This is a genomic window from Verrucomicrobium sp. BvORR034 (genome assembly GCF_000739635.1).
GTDB lineage: Bacteria > Verrucomicrobiota > Verrucomicrobiia > Verrucomicrobiales > Verrucomicrobiaceae > Verrucomicrobium.
Genome location: NZ_BATQ01000010.1, coordinates 65,352 through 86,904 on the forward strand (window position 1 = coordinate 65,352; position 21,553 = coordinate 86,904).

Below are 21,553 nucleotides of genomic sequence, written 5' to 3' on the forward strand. Positions count from 1 at the left end.
CCTCCCTTCTCCATCCATGAAGTTTCCTTTTGCAACTGGCCCCGTTTGGGGACTGGGATGTATCTTCTGGGCGACGTCTGCAGGGCTCGTGGCAGCGGCTCCGCCCGCTTCACCGGTCACGGCAAAGGCCGCGCTGCTGAAGGCGGTGTCGTTTTACCATGGCAAGGCCGCCACACACGGCGGGTATGTGTATCGCTACAGTGCGGATTTCTCGCTGCGGGAGGCGGAGGGCATTCCCGGCCCGGACACGATCTGGATCCAGCCTCCGGGCACTCCGGCTGTGGGGCTCGCGTTTCTGGATTCCTATGAAACAACTGGCGACCCTGCGTGCCTGAAGGCGGCGGTGGATGCGGCGCATGCCTTGAGCCGGACACAGCTCTGTTCGGGCGGATGGTATTACTCGGGCAGTTTCGGCAGTGCAGACCGGCAGAAGTGGCTCTACCGCCGTGACACGCAGGGCAAGCTCATTTCAGGACAGAACGGGCCCAAGGGAGAGGCGGGCTGGCACCTGTGGAAAGTAGGCAAACACAAGGGCGACAACCAGACCACCCTGGACGATGATGTCACACAGAGCGCCATCAGCCTGCTGGTGCGGGCCGACAAGGCCACGGGTTTCAAAGACGAGGAGATTCACGAAGCGGCCCAGTTCGCCCTGGAGACCCTGTTGAAGGTGCAGTATCCCGCGGGAGGCTGGTCCACCAATCACGAGACCTATCCCGACGCACCGCCGTCGGCAGCGCGCTATCCTTTGAAGCAGGCGTCATTTCCCCAATCCTGGTCCCGCACCTGGACGAAGGATTTCACCGGGTGCTACGTGACGAACGACAACCTGCATGCCACAGCGATCGATGCCCTGATCCTGGCCTCCCAGGTGTATCAGGAGCCCAAGTACCTGGAAGGGGCCAAGAAAGCGGGGGATTTCCTTCTACTGGCGCAGCTTCCTCAACCCCAGCCCGCCTGGGCGCAGCAGTATGATGAGAACATGCAGCCCGTGTGGAGCAGGGCCTTTGAATGCCCCGCTGTGAGCGGACGGGAGTCCCAGAGCATGATGTGGGCGCTGCTGCGTCTGGCGGTGGTGACGGGAGAGAAGAAGTATCTGCAACCCATCCCGCCTGCGGTGGTGTATCTGCGCAAGTCCATCCTGCCCTCTGGCAAGCTGGCCAGGTTCTATGAATTGGAGACCAACAAGCCGCTCTACTTCAAACGGGGACCAGGTGGCAAGGGGCATGAGCTGACGTATGAAGACGACCGGACGGCCTCGAACTACGGCTGGCTCTGGGATCCGGAACTGGATCTGATCCAGGCGGCCTGGCAACGGATCAATCAAGGCACGCCGGTGCCGGGATTCGTCCAGTCCAAGGCGCCCGCCAAACCGCCCACGGATGCGGAAGTCGCAGACCTTGTGGCGGCCCTCGATAGCCAGGGGGCATGGACGGAGAAGGATGGCGACCGTGGCATCATGCGTGATGTGAATGGGAAAAAGACAACCCCGCCCGGAGGGGTGATCTACAGCGAGACGTTTGTGAAGAATGTGCAGACCCTCTGTGCCTGGCTGGGTAAACAGCGGTGAGGCCGAGGGAAGCTACTGACTCAAAATCAAAGGCTGCATGCTATGAATGCACGGTTGATCATTCAGAGGATCGCCATCGGAGTCACGTTGCTGACCTCGACAGGGAAAGTCTCGGCCAAGGAAAAGGAGATCCCTTGGTCTTTCCAGCCTTTGTACCGACCCGCGATCCCGGTGCCGCAGGCGGCGAACTGGGGCAAAGATGATCTTGATCGGTTCATCCTGGTGCGCCTGGAGGCAAAAGGCATTCAGCCCAATCCAGATGCTGGTCGCGAGGTGCTGCTGCGTCGTGCGACCTATGACCTGACCGGTCTCCCACCCACGGAGCGGGAGATGGACGACTATCTTCAAGATCGTGCTTCCGACGACGCGGCCTTTGCCAAAGTGCTGGATCGTTTGCTGCAGTCGCCCCGCTTTGGCGAACGGTGGGGGCGTCATTGGCTGGATGTGGTGCGGTACTCCGACAGCGTGGGGCGCACGATGAATGCGGCCTTTCCCTTTGCCCGTCGCTACCGCGATTATGTCATCGATGCCTTCAACCAGGACAAGCCCTACCATCGTTTCATTGCCGAGCAGGTGGCGGGGGATCTGCTGCCTGCCGCATCTCCTGCCCAACGCTCGGAGCAACTGATTGCCACAGGACTTCTCACCATGGCGTCGCTGGATTTGTCGGAGGGGGGCGAGTTGTTTCGATTGGACCGGGTGGACGACCAGATCGATGTGACCACCCGGGCCTTCATGGGGCTGACGGTGAGCTGCGCCCGGTGTCATGACCATAAGACGGATCCGGTGACGCAGCGGGACTACTATGCCCTGGCGGGCATCTTCTACAGCACGCAGACCTGGTCGGGACAACGTCCGAAGGGCGATCTAGGAGCCAACGGGTATGTGGATGAGGAGGCGCTGCTACGCGTGCCAGTGATGAAGCCGGCGGCGTCTGCGGCAGGAATCAGCACGGATGGGAAGCCTGCATCCGGGCAACCGGGCATGGAGGATCGGGATGGCGACTCCATGGCCATCACAGAGATGATGCAGCCATCTCGCGGTTATCCAGTGTACTTCCGCTATGACCCTACGCGCGCCATGGGGGTGGAAGAGGGTGAGATGGAGGACTGCCCTATCGCGATCAAAGGGGATGCGTATGATCGGGGTGAAGCGCCCGCGCGGGGTACGCTGGCCATACCTCAGTTGCCCAAGTTTCCCGCTGTGGATGCGAAAGCGAGCGGCAGAATGGAGCTGGTCCGCTGGCTCACCCAGCCCAATCACCCGCTCACGGCGCGGGTGATGGTGAACCGTATCTGGCAGCATCTTTTCGGCCGGGGCATTGTGAGATCGGTGGATGATTTTGGCCAGACGGGTGATGCGCCGACGCATCCAGAACTGCTGGACCATCTGGCCGTGCGGTTCGTGGAAAAAGGATGGTCGGTCAAGGCGATGATCCGCACCGTGATGCTGAGCCGCACCTATCGGATGAGCAGCCGCGGTGATGCAGCCAGGGAACAGGTGGACGGAGCCAACGAACTGTTCTGGAAGATGAACTCCCGACGGTTGGAGGCCGAAGCCATTCGTGACAGTTTGTTCTTCGTGGCTGGCGCGCTGGTGGAGCGTCGGCCGTCTGGGGTGCAGGTGGCCGGTTTCGGAGGCAAGGGCCGCGAGGCCAGGCTACGGAGTCTGGTGGATGAAGACGAGCCGTATCGCAGTGTCTATCTGCCCGTATTGCGATCCTTGCTGAGCCCCATGCAGGAGACGTTTGATTTCCCAGATCCCAGTCAGATCAAAGGACAAAGGGAAGTGACCACCGTTTCCCCGCAGGCGCTGTTCCTGATGAACGGCGATCTGACTGTGAAGCTGGCCCAAGAAGCGGCGGACCGGTTGCTGAAGGACGAGACGCTTCGTGATGACACGGCACGTGTTCAAGCAGGATGGCGGGGGGTGCTCGGGCGCAAGCCTGATGCCCAGGAGGTGCAGGCGGCCCAGGCACTGATGAAGGATCTGTCTGGCAGCGGGCTCGCCGAGCGGGAGGTCTGGGCCGCCTTCGTGCAGGGGCTGCTGTGCAGCGCGGAGTTCCGCTATGTGTTGTGATTCGAGTTTCATGGAACCAACCCTCTTTCACCCACCAGTATGAACCTCCGAACCTGCTCCAACACCGTCCTGGCCCATACCCGGCGGGCCTTTCTTCAGCAGACGAGCGCGGGATTTGGCTGGATGGCCCTGGCAGCCATGGCCGGTCAGAAGATGTATGGTCAGCAGATCGGGGAGCCGGGCACCCGCTATGTGAACCCGTTGGCTCCCAAGGTGCCGCACTTCCCGGCCAAGGCGAAGCGGGTGATCTTCCTCTACATGCAGGGAGGTCCCAGTCACATGGAGACCTTTGACTGGAAACCGGAGATGGTGGGCAAGGAGGGCGGTAATCACGCGCTCCTGGGCCCGGTTCTGAAGTTCCATCCCTCAGGGAAGAGCGGACTCATGATTTCCGAAGCGTTTCCAGAGCTGGCGAAGCATGCGGATGAGCTTTGCCTGCTGAATGGATGTCAGACGCGCACGCCCTCACATTCCCAGGCTACGGTGGCGTTGCACACGGGCAATGACATGTTCGTCAGGCCCTCCATGGGAGCGTGGACAGTGTACGGTCTGGGGAGCGAGGCGCAAGATCTGCCGGGCTACATCACGATTGATCCACCGCATGATCAAGGCGGGGCGATGAACTATGGTTCAGCCTTCCTTCCCGCCACCTTCCAGGGCACCCGCATCCGCACTGGCCAGCAGGCGTTGCCGAATCTGGACCCGCATCTTTCGATGTCGGCGCAACGCAGGCAGGTGGATTTTGTGCAGAAGCTGAACCGACGCCTGCTGCAGCAGCATGATCCGGCGAATCCGGAACTGGAAGGCGTGATCCAGTCCATGGAACTGGCCTGCCAGATGCAGACCTCCGTGCCGGGCGTGCTGGATCTGGACAAGGAGCCGGAGTCCATGCGAAGTCTCTATGGATTAGGAAACAACGAAACCGCAAGGTTTGGCACCCAGTGTCTGATGGCAAGACGTCTGGCGGAGAAAGGCGTGCGTTTCATTCAGATCACGCATGGCGGATGGGATCACCACAACAACCTGCGCACCGGGACCTTGGGCAGGGCTGCCTCCATCGACCAGCCCATCGCCGGTCTGCTGACGGATCTCAAACAACGGGACATGCTCAAGGACACCCTGGTCCTTTGGGGTGGGGAGTTCGGCCGCGGTGCTTACGACGACAAAGGCAACGGCGACGGCCGCGGCCACAATGCCAAGGGGTTCAGCATGTGGATGGCGGGTGGCGGCGTGAAGGGCGGCATGCGGCATGGTTCAACAAATGAAACCGGCGCAGAGGCGGTCTCCGGCATCATGGGCACGCATGATTTGCATGCCACGATGTTGCATCTGCTGGGCCTGGATCACGAGATCCTGACTTACAAGTACGCAGGGCGGGATTTCCGGCTGACGGATGTGTCAGGGAGAGTGGCGATGGAGGTGGTGGCTTGAGAGTGGGATAAGGGAAGAGGGGGATAGTTCTGGGTATTGTGCGAGTCTTGCCACCCGGGATTTTTTGGAGTTGAATCCGCCCATGAGGATTCAAGCTTTTCTCTCATGGTTGTGTTTTTTGACAGGGAGTCTCTTTGGGGCTGAGGGAAGGACGCTGTATCCGGTGCTGACCTTGGAGGGGCAAATCGGTTCCCATCCTGTGTTGATGGTGATCGACACGGGCGTGACGGGAGTGGTGGTGGATCAGAGGCTGATTAAAGATTTGGGACTCGCGACCAAGGGACAGACCCATGCGAGAACACCTTCCGGGGCGCTGCAGGTGACTCAACTGGAGCCGGTGGACCTCCGAGCCGGTGATCTGCGCTGTCGGGAAGGGGCCGTTTTTGTGGCGAGTGATCTAACGATGATTTCAGCTGTTTATGGTCGGCGTATTGATGTGGTGGCCGGCATGGGGCTCCTAAAAGGCAAGGTCTTGATATTGGATGCTGACCGAGACAGGTTCGAAATCTTGGCCGCGCCTCCATCTGACGGAAAGCCTGACTGGTTGAATGACAAGATGACCGTCTGCAAGCTTACCTATCCAGGGCTGGGAAGTCCTTTTGTGAGCCTGAATGAGATTCTGGGTTCCACCATGATCGACTGTGGAGCGACTCATGGTGTCTTCGTCGGATCGAAAAACTATGAACGACTTTCCTCAGAGGCAAGGGTGCGACCGATTGCGACCTACTCACGTCCGAACGCCATGGATGCAAAGGGGAACCGCGTTTCCGTATCGGCATGGACGCTCAAGGTCGATTTTGCCGGCCTGGCACCCATTGAGGTGATCGGAGATCTGGGCACGCCCGATGGAGATGACTCAAGCAGTGTGGGGACGGATTTGATGCGCCACTTCAACTGGGTGTTGGACTTTTCCCGCGACACCGCCTCGTATGTTCCATCAAAGGCATTTGGTTCTGCCCCCCGATTTGACATCAGTGGGCTGGCCGTGCTCCGAATCGGGAATGAGGTAGTGGTCAAAAGAGAGGTGCCCCTAAACTCTCCTGCTGGAGAGTTAGGCTTTCGAGAAAACGACGTTCTCACCCATCTACAAGGAAAACCCATGGAGGAGTGGGACAATTTGACCGAGGTGAGAGAAGTGCTTGCTGGCTCAGAAGGTCCTGTCATCAGTTTGAAGTTCAGGCGCAATGGCGCGCCGGGCTGGGCACAGATGACGCTTCGATCGGCAGATGAAAAAAGGCGACCCCTGATCAGGGCTCGATAAGGAGTCACCGGGGCGGAGGAAACAGCGACGGCGGGCATGGCTTGAGCAGGAGGTCCAAAGTTCGAGATGGCCTTGTGAAATGACCTGTTGTTCTATTTTCGTCATGAAAATTTACGCCACGCTACTGTGGACGATCTGCCTGGTTTCTCCGCTGCTGGCCGTGGAGGGGTTGACGCTTCATCCGCTGATGACGATTGAGGGCAAAGTAGGCACGCGGAGTCTGCGGGTGCTCATTGATACTGGAGTGTCCGGCGTGGCGCTGGACAGCAGGCTTGCAGAAGAGTTGGGCGCCAAACCCAAAGGGATCACAAAAACACGAACCGCATCCGAGGTAACCGGCTTTACCACTCTTGAATCTGTGGACTTGCTGGTGGGGGGACCTGCGTTGTCATGAGGGCACGGTCTTCGTGGGGATGGATTTGTCCCTGGCGTCCACGGTCTATGGGCACCCCATTGACGCGGTGGTGGGAATGGGGCTTCTCAAGAACAGGGTGTTGGTGATGGACTTTGACAGAGGTGTGTTCACCATCAAAGAGGAGCTGACTGATTCGGATGTTCCCAAGTGGGCAAGGAACCCAGATGCCATCACCCGACCAATGACCTACGACTCCCTAGGGCATTCCATGGTGTTCCTGAGCAAAAGTCTGGGGCCTGCGATGATTGATACAGGGGCGCACAATGGTGTGATCGTTTCAAAAACCAGGCATGACGAATTCGAGGCCAAGGGGTTGACGCGTCAGCTTGCGACTTACATGCCGCCGGTGTTTGTTGATGCCACTGGGCTGAGGAAGGGTGAACAACCGTGGACGGTTGCTCTGCCGCTGGATGACCTGCCTTCAGTGGAGGTCGCGGCGGGGACTTTTCCGAAGCCCGACAGGGAGGACGCAATCATTGGCATGGACCTCATGCGCCATTTCAATTGGATTCTGGATTTCTCCAAAGGCACTGTTTTGTACACCAAGTCGTCGAAGTTCGGCGCACCTCCCAAGCAGGGCAAAACGGGGCTGAGGTTGGGCAAAGTGGAGGGGAAGGTGGTCGTGTTCAGTGAAGTGCCGCCAAACTCTCCTGCGGGACGCCAGGATGTGCGCAAGGGAGACATTCTCACGCATTGTGAAGATCGACCGGTGGAGCAGTGGGCGAATCTGTTTGAGATCAGCGATGTGTTGTCAGGACCAGAACAGGCCAAGGTGAAGTTGACGTTTTTGCGAGAGGGCGTGGCACGTGAGGTGGTGATCACACTTGAGGCACCGCGGGGAGAGGGATAGCAGGGAGAGGGATAGCAGGGAGAGGGACTAGGGAAGAGGCGTAAGGGACAAGGGGGCAATTCGAACCCGGGGGGTTCACGGTGCATGGATTGCACTCGCTCCGCTCGTTTCACCTATGGCTATTCATGGTGAACCCTCCGGGTTCGATGCAGCGACAAGAGTCGAGGTTGCAAGCTCGACAGTTTGGCTCTCATCAGGCACTCAGCTCACCTCAGGTCTTGTGTCTTGAATCTTGCCGTCTTGAGTCTCCCGCGGAGCGGGTCACCCTCTCGGGTGGAACTTGCGGTGCGTGTCCTTGAGCCGTTTCTGATCCACATGGGTGTAGATCTGGGTGGTGGCGATGTCGGCGTGGCCCAGCATTTCCTGGATGACGCGGAGGTCAGCACCGTTGCCGAGCAGGTGGGTGGCAAAGGAGTGGCGCAGGAGGTGCGGGTAGATGCGCTCGGCATTCATGCCCGCGGCAGTGGCGCGTTCTTTGACGATCTGCCACACGCGGGCGGTGGTGAGCTGGCCGCCGTTGCGGTTCAGGAAGATGAAGCTCTTAGTCTTGGCCTTCACGAGGCGCGGGCGGGCGGAGTCGAGGTAGCGGGAGATCGCTTCTCTGGCTGCAGCACCCACGGGGACGAGGCGGGTTTTGTTTCCTTTGCCCGTGACGCGAACCCATCCTTCTTCCAGGCTGAGGTTCTCCAGACGCGCGCCGGTCACCTCGCTGATGCGGAGGCCACTGGCGTAGAAGATCTCCAGGATGGCGCGGTCACGAAGGTCGAGGGGTTCCTGACCAGTTACGGATTCCAGGAGCTGGCGCACCTCGGGTTCATTGAGCGTGTCAGGCAGGGATTGCTCCACGCGGGGCGGCAGCACCGGTTCGGCAGGATCGCCCACACGGCGACCTCGGGCGGCCAGCCAGCGGAAAAAGATTTTCAGAGCGACCAGTTCCACACGCAGGCTGGAGGGGATGAGCCCATCCCCCTTTCGATGGCCCAGGAATCCGCTGATGTGATGCGTCGTGACGCTGGCGACATCCTCCGAGTCGTGCTCACGATGGAGCCAGGAGGCAAAGGTCTCCAGCACCCGCCTCACGAGCAGTTGGTAGTTCACTGACAGCCCGCGCTCCGTGGCGAGGTACAGAAGAAAGGCGTCAATGTGGGGCGTCACACCTCATGAATGGCCTACGGGCAGCAACCCGGCAAGTGCGGGGTGGGGGTGCCCAGACGTGAAGCGGCTACGCACCCGCTAAGAGACGGCAGAAGGATCCTGGCCCTGCTCCCCAACGGTCTGACTCACCGTGCGCACAAAACGGCGGGCCGATCCCGCCTTGGGCTGCGCGGTCGGTGCAAAGCGACGATGACGCAGGCAGGGAACCTCCTCCGTTTTGCGCTCAGGTATAACGGAGGCAACGCGCGCGCCAGCCGCCGCGGGAAGAGAGCGGACGGCATCAAGCCAGCCCGTGGCCACCGCCGACGCTGAAGCAGAAGGAACAGGAGACGCAGTCATGCACGATTAGCGGGTTGAATTCCAGCAGGCATTGGATGCGCCTGCATACTAGGTATTAGTAGAGATAATAAATTCGATAGCAAGCATTAATGTTTTGTGAATTGATAAACCAAACCAAAGCACCTCTGAAGAAGCTGAGGCGGACGCTCGGGAATCCGTGATCGAGACCGCCGCACGACGCCTGGATCATCCGTGGCGATTTGTCGCGGAGGGTGCCAGGATTCTGCCTTGCATAAAGGACTATGATTCAGCTGTTTATGGGAGTGAGTCATGGCCTCAAAGGGCGATTTCTTTGCACACTGCAATAACTTGTCATTGGCAAAATCACCGGGTTGTTCCACTCTGTTGCCGCGCCAGAAACGATCACTGGCAAACCCCCAAGTGCCCCAGCTTTCCGCATCCCCCCCGCCCGCGGCTGCCGCAGCCGGCAAGCAGATTGTTTTTCAGGCCCGGCAGCTCAAAAAAGTCTATCACACCGGCGAGCTCGACGTCGTCGCCCTGCACGGAGTGAACCTCGACTTTTATTCCAGTGAACTGGTTGTGCTGCTTGGAGCTTCGGGCAGTGGCAAGTCCACGCTGCTCAACATCTTGGGAGGGCTGGATGTGCCGAGTTCCGGCTCTCTCCACTACAAGGGATGGGAGCTGACCGATGCCGAGGAAAACACGCTGACTCTGTTTCGCCGGAACTGCGTGGGCTTCGTCTTCCAGTTCTACAACCTCATCCCCAGCCTCACGGCGCGCGAGAACGTGGCGCTCATCACCGACATTGCCCGCGATCCCATGAAGCCGGAGGAAGCGCTGGATATGGTGGGGCTCTCAGCACGCATGGACCACTTTCCCTCCCAGCTCTCGGGGGGGGAGCAGCAGCGTGTTGCCATTGCCCGGGCCATTGCGAAGCGGCCCGAGGTGCTGCTGTGTGATGAACCCACCGGTGCTCTGGACGTGCATACCGGCATCACGGTGCTGGAGGCGGTGGAGCGGATCAACCGCGAGCTGGGCACCCTGACGGTGATCATCACCCATAACGCCGCGATGGCGGAAATGGCCGACCGTGTGCTGCACCTCTCTGACGGACAGATTGTGAAGACCCGCACGAATGAGACCCGCATGCCTGCATCGAAGCTGGAATGGTGAAGCCGCGGGAGCCGGAATGATCAAATTCAAAATGATAGATTGTAGATGAGGAAACAACAGAGCCTCCCAACTCCGCCACGAGGAGATGCTTCATTTATCATTCATAATTTATAATTCATCATTTCCTTCTGATGCTCTCTCCTCTCGACCGCAAGCTGTTCCGCGACCTGAGCCGCATGAAGGGCCAGATGGTGGCAGTGAGCCTGGTCATGGCCTGCGGGCTGGCGATGATGGTGATGACGCGCAGCCTCATCCTCACGCTGGACTCCACCAGGGAGGCCTACTATCAGCGCTACCGGATGGCAGATGTGTTTGGTTCGCTGAAACGGGCGCCGCTCGCCATGGCGGACCGGCTGGCGGCGATCCCGGGCGTGACGGCCGTGGAGCCGAGGGTGGTGCTGGACGTGACGCTGGACCTGCCGGGGCTGGCCGAGCCCGCCACGGGCCATATTGTCTCGCTGCCGGAAGACAAACCGCAGGTGCTGAACCAGCTCTTCCTCCGCATGGGGCGCATGCCGCGCCTGGATGAGCGGCGGGAGGTGGTGGTGAGCGAGGCCTTTGCACAGGCGAATTTCCTGAAACCGGGCGATTCCGTCTCTGCCGTGATCAACGGGCGGCGGGACACGCTGGTGGTCACGGGCATTGCATTGTCACCGGAATTCGTGTTTGAAGCGAGGGCGGGTGAAACCCTGCCGGACAACAAGCGGTACGGCGTCTTCTGGATGAACTACCGTGCCGTGGCGGTGGCGTACAACATGGACGGCGCCTTCAATGACTTCTGCGCCGACCTGGCTCCAGGCACCGCGCCCGGCCCCGTGCTGGCGGAGATGGACCGTCTGCTCATCAACTATGGGGCACTGGGGGCTTACACGAGGAAGGATCACGCCTCCGCCATGCGGCTGGATGACGAAATTCGCGTGCTGACGGCGCTGTCGGTGGCTTATCCAGTGGTCTTCCTGAGCGTGGCGGCCTTCATGGTGAATGCGGTGCTCGCACGTCTGGTGCGGCTCCAGAGGGAACAGATCGCCCAGCTCAAGGCTTTGGGTTACTCCTCGACCCAGGTGGGGTTCCACTACATGAAGTTTGCTCTGGTGATTGTGGTGCTGGGCACCATTCTTGGCGGCATTGCCGGGCGTTATATGGGCGGTGGGCTGGTGAATCTCTACACCATGTTCTTCCGGTTCCCGTCGTTGGAGTTCACCTTCGACTTCAGTGCACTCGGGCTGGCGTTGCTGGTGAGTGCGGGCGCTGCTTCTCTGGGCGTGGTGAAGGTGGTGCGTCAGGCGGTGAAGTTGCCGCCTGCGGAGGCCATGCGGCCGGAACCGCCTGCGGATTTCAAGCCTTCCATTCTGGAGCGACTCGGTTTGACCAAGGGGTTCAGCCCCGGCTTCCGCATGGCCTTGCGCAATATCGAGCGCAAGCCGTGGCAGGCTGTGTTCACCATGTTTGGCCTCTCCCTGGCGACCGGGCTGATGGTGCTGCCGGGAGCGATGAACGACAGCATCGACTACCTGCTCACCTACCAGTGGAATCTGCAGCAGCGGCAGGACGTGGTGGTGTTCCTCACGGAGCCGGCATCGCCGACGGGGTTCCATGACATCGAGCATCTGCCCGGCGTGCTGCGGGCGGAGCCCGTGCGCAGCGTGCAGGCACGGCTGCGGTATGGGCATCATTCCCGCAAGCTGGCCATCACGGGCATGCCTAAAGGGGCCAGCCTGAACCGCCTGCTGGATGACAAGGGCAACACCATCATCCTGCCGGATGAAGGGCTGGTGATGTCCGAGAAGCTTGCCGAGATCCTGGGGGCCAGGATTGGCGATGAGGTACAGGTAGAAGTGTTGGAGGGTCAGCGACCGCTGCGACGCGTCGCCATCACGGGACTCATCACCGACTATGCAGGCGTGCAGGCCTATATGGATATCGCCAGCCTGCGCCGCATGATGCGGGAGGGCGATACGATCAATGGCGCGTATCTGAGCGTGGATCAGGCGAAGTGGGCGGAGTTCATGCGCGAGGCCAAGGACACCCCGCGGGCCTCCATCGTGCTGGTGAAAAAGGAACAGCTCGCCGCCTTTCGCAACACCACGGGGCAGAGCATCGGGATCCTCAGAAAACTCTACTTCACTCTCGCGGTGATCGTTGCCTTCGGCGTGGTGTACAACAGCTCCCGCATCGCCCTTTCCGAACGCAGTCGCGATCTGGCGACGCTGCGGGTAGTGGGATTCAGCCAGAAGGAGGTGGCCAGTGTGCTGCTGGGTGAGCTGGGCCTCCTGGTCTTGGGCGCTCTGCCGCTGGGGCTCTTGTTTGGTCGTGGACTCACCACCTTTATCATCAGCTCCTTCAGCACCGAGACCGTGCGCATGCCGCTGGTCATCAATCCCGCCACCTACTCAGTGGCTGTGATTGTGGTGCTCTCCGCCGCCGGTCTCTCCTTCCTGGTGGTGAGCCGCCTGATCCAGAAGCTGGACATGGTGGGAGTGTTGAAGGCGAGGGACTGACCATTGAAATTAGGAATGATGAATTTGGAATTTGGAATGACTGAGACGGCATCGAGGGCGTCTGCCCAAGGTTGAGCGCCGCCGTCATCCACCGCTCACCACTTACCTCTTACTCCTTACCGATACCATGGCCACCGACTCCACCCCCATCGTCAAGCCGCAGGATACTGAAACACCCCCTTGGGATGCGAAACGAAACAAATCCAAGAAGGGACGTTTTCGAAAGTTCCTCATGTGGGTCTTCATCATCACCATGGTCGGCCTGGTGGGTTATGGGCTGAAGCCCAAGCCGATCGAGGTGGAACTGGGTGAGGTGGGCAAAGGACCGCTGACGGTGAACGTGGTGGAGGAGGGCAAGACCCGCATCCGCAATCGCTTCGTCATCTCCGCTCCGGTGGCCGGGCAGATGCGCCGGGTGCCGTTCAAGGCGGGAGACATCATCGAGGCGAACAAGACGGTGATCACGACCATTGCACCAGTGACCACCCCGCTGCTGGATCCTCGTGCCAAGGCGCAGGCTGAGGCTCGCCTGCAGGGGGCAGATGCCGGTCGCGATCGCGCCAAGCAATCGCTGGAAATGGCCCGCACCGCCGACAAGTTTGCCCAGGCCAATTGGGAGCGGAACAAGGGCCTGGCCAAGACGGGCAGCATCTCGGTGACGGATCGCGACAATGCGGAGAGAGATGCGGACATGCGGTCCCGCGAGGTGCGTGCGGCGGAGTTTGCCCAGAAGGTGGCAGAGTATGAGTGGCAGCAGGCCAAGGCGGCGCTGCTTCAGATCGAGTCCCCGGTGGGCACGGATGGAGCACCCGGTGCCGAGGTGGAGCTGCGGGCTCCGGTTTCCGGACGAGTGCTGAAGGTGCAGCAGGAGAGCGCCATGGTGGTGACCCCGGGGGTCGCGATCATGGAGATTGGCGATCCCTCAGACATCGAGATCGAGGCGGAGATCCTTTCCCGTGATGCCGTGGCGATCAAGCCGGGGGCGGATGTGCTCATCGAGCAATGGGGTGGCGACGCACCACTGAAGGGGCGCGTGCGCCTCGTGGAGCCTGCGGCCTTTACCAAGGTATCCGCCCTGGGGGTCGAGGAACAACGCGTGTACGTGCTGAGCGATCTGGTGGACCCTCCCAAGGAAGCGGCGGCGCTGGGCGATCGCTACCGGGTGGAGGTGCGCGTGGCCGTCTGGCAGCAGCCGGACGTGACGCTCATTCCTGCCGGGGCTTTGTTTCGTGAGGGGAACGCGTGGAAGACCTTTGTGTATGACACTGGCCATGCTGCCAAAAGCGAAGGAGGCAGCCCTGCGCCTGCCAGTGGCAACGGTGCCATGGACCGGCTCAAGTCTGCGGTGGGTGACAAGGTCAAGAATGGCGTCAGTGCGAAGGCGAAGAAGATCGATGTGGAAGCCGGTCGCACCGATGGCCGCCAGACCCAGGTCTTGGGCGGCATCGAGGTGGGGACCAAAGTGCTGCTGCACCCGCCGGACAGCGTGAAAGATGGGGTGGCGGTGATCGCGAGAGGGGAGGGGTGATCAGGGGCGGAGAGATGCTTTCAGAGACAGGATTAACAAGATTTTTAGGATTAACAGGATGTGTCTTCAGGTCTTTTCTTATGATGGGTGATTGAGTGGGAGATGGGCCACCTTTCGGCCGGGGTGGAGGTGGGTGTGGATGGAGTGCTCATTGGGCAGGCTCCATAGTTTCTGTTTTCACCCCCGCGGAGTCGCGCTATGCATCCTCATGCCACTTTCCTACTCCTCTGCCACCCTCGCCGACCTGCACATGCTGATTGAGCAGGTGAAGTTCAATGAAGAGGAATACTACGCCGGAGCCCCCACGGAGGAGATCCGGGAAGACTGTGAGCGCATGGTGAACACGTTCATTCAGGCGGTTGTCATGGCCCTGAAGCGTGGGGTGGAAGTGGAGGACATCTTTCACCTGGCCCAGAAGCTGACCATCGCCTTTGAAGACGAAGAGACTGAAGAGGCCGAGAGGGCGGATGAATACATCGCGGAGGTGATGAACATTCTGGAGATTGAGGATTGGGAGGACAACGTGTGAGGGGAATGGATTCCGAACCCGGAGGGTTCACCTTGAATAGCCACGGGTTGGGCGAGTGGAGCGAGCCAAACCCGTGGGAAGCGTCGATGCCGTGTTACCGCGGAGCGGTAGGCCCTGGGCGAGTGGTTCCTGCGTGAGACGTTTGACCGCGCTGATGGCCTACCGCTCCGCGGTAGAATTGCGCTTGCTCGTATTCCATGGGTTGCACTCGCTACGCTCGTTTCACCCATGGCTATGCACGGTGAACCCTCCGGGTTCGAGGACCCAGGCTGCGTTGGTGGAGTGATCCGATCTCGGGTTTGGATCGGGCAACATAGGACTTTGAAATTGGAGGCGGTATATGCGTCCTGACATCGACTGATTTACATCACCTGATCCCGCTTGTCCCGACGCGTCGGGATGGAGTGCGTGCGTGAAGCGCCGCTTTCGTGGATTGGGGTAGTTTAATGGAACCTGTGGAGGTGAGCAGGGGTGTTCCCATGGCGAGATCGAGGTGCCCAGCAAAGGTTCGTCATGCTGAGGTGTCATCTGCCGTCACACATGGTTACTCCGCAGGCAAAAGCGGCGCTTCACGCACGCACTCCACAGCGGCTGCGCCGCCAGGTGGAGAATACGCTACTTTGTCTGATAGCTATTCAGCCACCGGTGCGGCTCGATAAATCCACTTGGGCCCGGCGTGTGGTAGGGCTCTACTTCCCGCTCTCCAAAATCTCCTCCAGCACGCGCCCTTCCACATTGGGGATCTGAAGCTTCAGCAGCTTCGCGATGGTGGGGGCGACGTCGAGGTTGGCCATGCGGGGGAGGACGACACCGGGTTTGATGCCGGGGCCGGAGGCGATGAAGATGCCGTCAAGCTCCGGGTCGCTGGCGAGGTAGCCGTGGGTGCCAGCGTAGTTCTCGGTGGGTCCGGCAGTCACATCCCCGGCGGCGCTGTTGTTGAAGGCATAGCCGACCTTGGGATAGAGGATGAGATCGCCGACGCCCTGGTTTTCCTCGGGGGTGGGCATGCCTAGAGTGGGGCCGTCGGTTCCCTCGATGACCTTGTCGATGCCTTCGGCCTGGTTGAAGAGTTCCTTGAGCTTGGGCAGGAACTCGGCACGGCGGGCGGGATCGGTGACGTACACAAAGGCCATGCCTCCTTGGGTGACGGCGGCGGCCTCACACTGGCGGATGTTGGGGCCGAGGGCGCGCACCAGGCCGGCCTGCTTGAGGATGACATTCGGGTACACGTACTTCTGCACCTTCTTGAACCCGTGGTCGGTGGCGATGAAATAAGTGGTGCGGTCTTTCATGCCTGCCTTCTCCACCGAGGCCACGAGGTCGCCGATGAGGCGGTCGGCATAGGCGAGCGCCGTGTAGCTGGGCCAGCTCTGCGGACCGTAGCGGTGGTGGTTCGCGTCCGTGTTCAGCGTGTGATACATCAGGAAGTTCGGCTTGTGCTCGGTGAGCATGTGAATGGCTGCCTGAGTCCAGGTGGAGTCTCGCCAGGCGATGTTCTTGCCCTGAGGCCCTTTGTGGAACCAGGTGACCTGTTCCGGCGTGAGGAGGCCTTTGGCGATCATCTCCTTTTCCACGGGACCTTCCGCATTGGGGAGTTCAGGGAAACTCCAGGTGATGGTGGGGGCGCGGGTCACGGCCACCCAGTCGGCCTCGGCCGTGGTCAGATTGGCCGCATGGGCCAGATCGTACAGTGTAGGGGCAAACACGAGCTTGTCCTTGTCCACCCACTGCTCGATGACCGGCGGCTTGTCCACGCCCTGGCGGACCAACAGGCCGTTGAAGAGCACGCCGTGTTTCCGGGGAGAAACGCCGGTGACCAGCGTGGTGTGATTGATCCAGGTGATGGAGGGATTGGAAACCGTCATTGCCTCCGTGCTGGCACCTTCGGCGGCCAGCTTGCGCAGATTCGGCAACGGCAGCGATGGATCCTTCCACATGTAAGCCGGGAAGCCATCCACGCTGATCAGCACGACACTGCGATCCTTGGGTTCCAGCGCAGGGGCGAGGAGCGGGAGGCTGAGGCTGAGGGCGAGAGTCAGCGTGAAAAGGGGGCGCATTCCGGTAAGTGGTGAGAAGTAAAAGATGGGTGGTGGAATACGGGGGCTGAGGCGGGAAATTGCGTCAGGGGTGGGGGGACGAAAGTTTTAACCACAGAGGCGCAGAGAACACGGAGGGAGCTTCTGAAATTAGGAATGATGAATTAGGAATTATGAATGAAGCCTCCGAAGCTCCTTGCTTGGGGGTCGGGTAATTCATTCATAATTCATCATTTCTAATTCCTAATTTTCGCTCTGTGGTTAAATCAGTCTTTCCTTCAATGCCTTCGCCACTGCGCCGGTTCTTGTGTTGACTTCGAGTTTTTCATAGATCCGCCGCAGGTAGGTGTCCACGGTGTGGACGCTGAGGGTGAGGCGGTCGGCGATCTCTTTTTTGATGAGGCCTTTGACCATGAGGTCGAGGATCTCTTTTTCCCGGGTGCTGAGGCCGTAGTCGTGGGTCTTGGGCGCGAGCTTGGAGAACATCTCCAACACGCGGCGGGCGATGCGGGGATTCATGGGCGAGCCGCCTGCAAGGGCTTCGCGGATCGCGGAAACAATGGCATCGGCTCCGGCGGTTTTCAGGAGGTAACCGGCGGCGCCGGCGCAGATGGCATCGAAGATCTTCTCGTCGTCCTCAAACACCGTGAGGATGATGACGAGTGTGTCCGGGCTGCGCTCACGGAACAGACGGATGCCCTGCAGACCACTCATGCCGGGCAGGCCGACGTCGAGGAGGATCACATCGGGCCGGGTGAAGCGGGTCATGCCCTCCAGGGCGGTCTCGCAGGAGTCGAAGTCATGGGCGCAGGAGAGGTCCGGCTCGCTCTGCACCACGCGGGCGAGGGTGCGGCGGAAGGATGCGTGGTCTTCCACGATCCAGATGATCCTGGGGGCAGAGCTGTCAGCGGGCGAGTCCGTCATGGGCGGGAGGGGGCAGGGGATGAAAGTGGCACCGTGAGGGTGACGCGGGAGCCGGTGACACCGGGATGCGAGGAAATAGACACCTCGCCATGGAGGGCGGCGGCGCGATGACGGAGGTTGGCCATGCCACTGCCGGTGGATGCGACGGCAGGATCGAAACCGCGGCCGTTGTCCTCGATCAGGAGCTGGAAGCGGTCCTGATTCCAGGTCACCTCCAGATGCACGGCGGTGGCATGGGCGTGACGCACGACGTTGTGCACGGCCTCCTTGAAGAAGAGGAAAACATGCCGGTGAAAGTCCAGCGAGGCCGCGAGCCGGGGCGCATGGTCCGGAACATGAAGATCCCACGCGTAGCCCTGGAGCTGGGTGGTGGCACTGTCCCGGAGCGCCTGCATGAGACGGTCCAGCGTGGGCTCACCCCCCTCTCTCACCAGCCAGACGATGCCTCGCATGGACTCCGCAGCCTGGCGGGACATGCGGTGAATTTCGTCCAGCGTGGCATGTGCTTCCTCCGGGGACTCGCGCAGGGCGAGCTCGCTGGCCAGGGAGATGCTGCCGAGGTGACTGCCCACCTCATCATGGAGGTCGCGGGCAATGCGCTGCCGCAACGCCTCCATCTCTCGAAGCCGGGCCCGCCGGCTGCGCATCGAGGAAACAATGACAAGTCCCACGACTGCCGCCGCCAGTGCCGCCCCCCACCACGTGGCATGGCGCTGGGCGATGGCGAGCGCGAGGGCGGTGCGGGCTTTCAGGTCCTCCTGATCGCCTTCCAGCTCCCGTCGCTGGGAGAGCTGCTGCAACCAGGCTGGCCAGTCCACCAGGCGTCCGTTGGCCGCCAGGCCGTCCATGAGCCATTCCCGCTGCCAGAGCGGGGCAAAGACATCGTCCGAGGCGGTGACCTTCACTCCATCGGCCATGGCGATGTTGTGCCCCTCAGAGAACACCTGCATTTCCGAGAAGGCGATGACGTAGTCGTCACTGCGCGGCCAGAGTTGCGTGGCGGTCATGCGCACATAGCGGGCACGGTGCCCCTGGACGGGGAAGGGCACCGGGTTGTCGCCCGGATTGGGGAAGGGGGTGGTGACAGCACCAAAGAGGAGCTGCGGGTTCAGGAAATTTTCGTCATCAGAGGCCTCCAGCCGGAACCACTCGGGGAAGCCGAAGCCGGCCCGGTCCGGGAAGTCCGCCGGGTGGGTGGGGATGAAGCGGATCTCATCGAGCGGTCGGATGCTACCGAGGTCCATCTGCACCCAGCTCTGGCGGTCCGGGGTCTTGTGAATGGCGGAATGCCAGCCGTTGGTGGCCTTCGATCCCGGTATGACCGGCAGGCCCAGGGCGCTGATCCCGTCCACCAGATTGGTCTTGCTCCAGGTGGGGGCGGTGTCGCTGGACTTGGAGGAGGTGACCGGGCATCGGGCTGAGACGACCGCTCCACGCGAGAAGACCAGGAGCTCACCCAGGCAGAAGTAGTGGCGGGGGGCGATGCCAGAGGTGATGCGGGTGGCGGTGAAACGGACGTAGCGCCCCTTCTGCCCCTCTGCGGGCAGATAGACAGGGGCCATGGCCTGGCGGTAGTCCTGGCCGGTGTGGTCAAAAAGCGTGGTGGACTCCGCGAACTCGGAATCGCGCGAAATGTCCACGCGGAAGCGGGCGGGGAAACCGTAGGCGGTGGAGCCGCCGAGAAAGGCGGGGATCACCACCACCGCGTCGAGCGGCATCTCCCGCCCGAGATCCACCTGTACCCAGCGCACGCTTTCGGCATCAGCCGCCCAGCCGCTGTGATAACCGGCGCGTTCATTGGATTGGGGGTTGGGCAGGGCGGGCAACTGGGCCAGGCGCACATCCAGTGCCTGTGACTCCTGCTCCAGGGCCCGGAGGGGTGCGTGAAACCATGACCAGGCGGAGGCGGCCCGGAGCGGGGTGGCCTGCGCATGCAGCGTCGCGACCGCGATGAAGATGGCCAAACACCGCCACCGTGCCGACGTCAGAGGGCGATGGCAGAGGGGGACGGGAGCGCCGGACGTTCTCCGGCTGCCTCCCGCTGGATGGGTGTCGCATGGACTCGGGAGCATCACAGAATGGAAGTCAGGGCAACCATTCTGGCGCAGAGAGGAGTCTCAAGCGAGCGTTTTAAGGCGCAATCCCGGCGGGCTGGCGGGAGCCAGCAAGGGAATCCGATCAGGAGCCAGAGGCCTTCAGCTCTGTCAGCATCTCCAGCAGGTGGCGGGTCATGATGACGGAGGCATCCTTCTGTACAGTGTTGGTGCCCAACCAGGTCTCATAGCCGCCCAGCTCATGCTGATGGGGAGGCGGCAGGTAGCCGTTGGCACCATTGGCCAGTTCGATCATGAAGGTTCGCGGAAACGGGCTCTTCTTTTTGATCTCCAGGCCGATCTCGACCAGCACCTCAAAGGGCATGGTGACGATGGCCTGATCGCCAATGCGGATGGCCTGGAGCAGCACGGAGACTTTCTCCGGACCTTCCGCAGCGGACAGGGTGCGGTGGGCGTAGTTCACGGCCAGACGCGGCAGGTTCTTGGCCTCCTCCTCGGTGAGCTTGGCGGTGGCTTTGGCCTTTTCCAGGTCTTCTGGGGAGGGACGACGACGCTCCAGTTCGATCTCTCTTTGCAGAATAGCGATGGGCAGGTTGTCCTGTCGTTGGGCGTTGCGCACGGCCCGCCAGGAGGCATCGGCCACCTTGGCCGCGACGAGGCGGATCTGTTCATAGGGCTGCCTCGGAGCACGGGTGCCGTTGAAGTCGATGTTGTTGATGTCGCCACTGGTACCGTTTGACAACACGGCCACGAATTCCTCCGGCGGCTTGCGACCTCCCACCCGGGAGGGCATGACGCGGGCGTACTCGCCAAAGTAGTCCGCGGAAACAACTCCCTCCGGCAGGTCGCCCACATAGTGGAGGGCATAGTTGGCGAGGAAGGCCAGGGGGCGAGCGCCCTTGCGCGTGCGGATGTCCAGCACGGAGACTTCTGGATCGGTGGGGCCTGCAGGCTTTACGATGTCGGCCCGGTTGGGGTTCATCTTGACCTTGTCATACTGGCCAAAGGGGTTGAGCGGCATGGTGCCCTCCTTCAGGTACCAGCGGCGGTTGAAAACCTCATCGGGGACGGCGTCCGAGCCAAAGGCAATGGAAGCGGGCTGGAGGTGCCCGACGGCGTCGATGATGGACTGGGCGATGCCCGCCTGGGCCTTCTGGCGATAGGCTTCCGCTGCCTTGGTGCCGCCCGTGCCGGAGATGGAAGGAGCGCTGTGCGTGTGAGTGGCCGCGATGAGCATTTCCTCCGTCTTCCAGCCTGTGGCTTCCGCCGCCTTCTGCTTGATCGCATCGAGGGTCTCGCGATTGATCATGAGGTTGTCCACGATGACGATGACCGCGCGGCCCGAGCCGTTTTGCACGGCGATGGCCCGGGCACTGAGGGGATCGTTCAAAGCGGTGCTGGCCCTGGGGGTGAAGGAGCCCCGCAGCGAAAGGGGCCATTGGTCTGGGGAAATATCCGCCACGGCTGCCCCGGCATGGAAGCCTGAAGCGGGTTTGGGGACCTGAGCAGGAGCGGCGGAAGGGGCTGGCGCGCCCGGTGTGGCCGGTTGCTCCTGGGCCGTGGCCAGGTAAAGGCAGCCCAGAGCAGGCAGCAGGGTGACGCCGAGTGGAATGAGGAACGAACGCCGACGGGTGGGGTGGGTGCGAGGGGGCATGGAAGGTGCAGGCGGTTTGAGAGGACGAAGACAAAATCGGTGTGAGGGGGACGGATCTTTTCCCTGCCTGTGGCCGAGCCCTGCGAGGGCGCGAGG

General features: G+C 61.3%; 16 protein-coding genes. 10 read left to right on the forward strand and 6 right to left on the reverse strand.

Annotated features, from left to right (window positions below; translation table 11 throughout):
* Positions 1-16 precede the first annotated feature (16 nt).
* The 6 genes from BV034_RS02095 to BV034_RS02120 all read left to right on the forward strand — a co-directional run bounded on the left by BV034_RS02095 (position 17) and on the right by BV034_RS02120 (position 7,606).
* Positions 17-1,570, forward strand: coding sequence for a pectate lyase (locus BV034_RS02095; protein ID WP_050023639.1), 1,554 nt, complete (start codon positions 17-19; stop codon positions 1,568-1,570).
* A gap of 42 nt (positions 1,571-1,612) precedes the next feature.
* Complete coding sequence (locus BV034_RS02100; protein ID WP_050023641.1) at positions 1,613-3,649, forward strand: DUF1549 and DUF1553 domain-containing protein; 2,037 nt, start codon at positions 1,613-1,615, stop codon at positions 3,647-3,649.
* 39 nt (positions 3,650-3,688) lie between these two features.
* Positions 3,689-5,080, forward strand: a complete 1,392-nt coding sequence (locus BV034_RS02105; protein WP_050023643.1) for a DUF1501 domain-containing protein — start codon at positions 3,689-3,691, stop codon at positions 5,078-5,080.
* Between the two features lie 82 nt (positions 5,081-5,162).
* On the forward strand, positions 5,163-6,341 hold the full coding sequence (locus tag BV034_RS02110) for an aspartyl protease family protein (protein ID WP_265592526.1): 1,179 nt from the start codon (positions 5,163-5,165) through the stop codon (positions 6,339-6,341).
* A 79-nt stretch (positions 6,342-6,420) separates the two neighbouring features.
* The gene (locus BV034_RS02115; protein WP_081887526.1) at positions 6,421-6,735 is read left to right on the forward strand and encodes an aspartyl protease family protein; all 315 of its coding nucleotides are present in this window, start codon (positions 6,421-6,423) and stop codon (positions 6,733-6,735) included.
* Between the two features lie 19 nt (positions 6,736-6,754).
* Complete coding sequence (locus tag BV034_RS02120; protein ID WP_050023648.1) at positions 6,755-7,606, forward strand: PDZ domain-containing protein; 852 nt, start codon at positions 6,755-6,757, stop codon at positions 7,604-7,606.
* Between the two features lie 261 nt (positions 7,607-7,867).
* Here BV034_RS02120 and BV034_RS02125 read toward each other — a convergent pair whose 3' ends face one another.
* Together BV034_RS02125 and BV034_RS35550 are read right to left on the reverse strand one after the other, a co-directional pair.
* Positions 7,868-8,761: a site-specific tyrosine recombinase gene (locus BV034_RS02125; protein ID WP_050023650.1), complete on the reverse strand. Its 894-nt coding sequence runs from the start codon at positions 8,759-8,761 to the stop codon at positions 7,868-7,870.
* Between the two features lie 78 nt (positions 8,762-8,839).
* Complete coding sequence (locus BV034_RS35550) at positions 8,840-9,100, reverse strand: hypothetical protein (RefSeq protein ID WP_265592527.1); 261 nt, start codon at positions 9,098-9,100, stop codon at positions 8,840-8,842.
* Positions 9,101-9,481: 381 nt separating this feature from the next.
* On the opposite strand from BV034_RS35550, the gene BV034_RS02130 reads away from it, so the two are divergent.
* The 4 genes from BV034_RS02130 to BV034_RS02145 all read left to right on the forward strand — a co-directional run bounded on the left by BV034_RS02130 (position 9,482) and on the right by BV034_RS02145 (position 14,789).
* Entirely contained in the window at positions 9,482-10,234 is a 753-nt protein-coding gene (locus tag BV034_RS02130) for an ABC transporter ATP-binding protein (RefSeq protein WP_050023652.1), read from the forward strand.
* 131 nt (positions 10,235-10,365) lie between these two features.
* A complete protein-coding gene (locus tag BV034_RS02135) occupies positions 10,366-12,732 on the forward strand; it encodes an ABC transporter permease (RefSeq protein WP_050023654.1) in 2,367 nt (788 codons plus the stop codon).
* Positions 12,733-12,859: 127 nt separating this feature from the next.
* Complete coding sequence (locus tag BV034_RS02140) at positions 12,860-14,260, forward strand: HlyD family efflux transporter periplasmic adaptor subunit (protein WP_050023656.1); 1,401 nt, start codon at positions 12,860-12,862, stop codon at positions 14,258-14,260.
* A 208-nt stretch (positions 14,261-14,468) separates the two neighbouring features.
* Entirely contained in the window at positions 14,469-14,789 is a 321-nt protein-coding gene (locus tag BV034_RS02145; RefSeq protein ID WP_050023658.1) for a DUF4844 domain-containing protein, read from the forward strand.
* Between the two features lie 689 nt (positions 14,790-15,478).
* On the opposite strand, the gene BV034_RS02150 is transcribed toward BV034_RS02145, so the two are convergent.
* The 4 genes from BV034_RS02150 to BV034_RS02165 form a co-directional block, all read right to left on the reverse strand.
* Positions 15,479-16,846: an ectonucleotide pyrophosphatase/phosphodiesterase gene (locus BV034_RS02150; protein WP_050023660.1), complete on the reverse strand. Its 1,368-nt coding sequence runs from the start codon at positions 16,844-16,846 to the stop codon at positions 15,479-15,481.
* A gap of 240 nt (positions 16,847-17,086) precedes the next feature.
* Positions 17,087-17,749, reverse strand: coding sequence for a response regulator transcription factor (locus BV034_RS02155; protein WP_050023662.1), 663 nt, complete (start codon positions 17,747-17,749; stop codon positions 17,087-17,089).
* Positions 17,746-19,713, reverse strand: coding sequence for a discoidin domain-containing protein (locus BV034_RS02160; RefSeq protein WP_050023664.1), 1,968 nt, complete (start codon positions 19,711-19,713; stop codon positions 17,746-17,748). Before BV034_RS02160 ends, BV034_RS02155 begins: the two co-directional genes overlap by 4 nt.
* 214 nt (positions 19,714-19,927) lie before the next feature.
* Entirely contained in the window at positions 19,928-21,457 is a 1,530-nt protein-coding gene (locus tag BV034_RS02165; protein WP_081887528.1) for a neutral/alkaline non-lysosomal ceramidase N-terminal domain-containing protein, read from the reverse strand.
* Positions 21,458-21,553 lie beyond the last annotated feature (96 nt).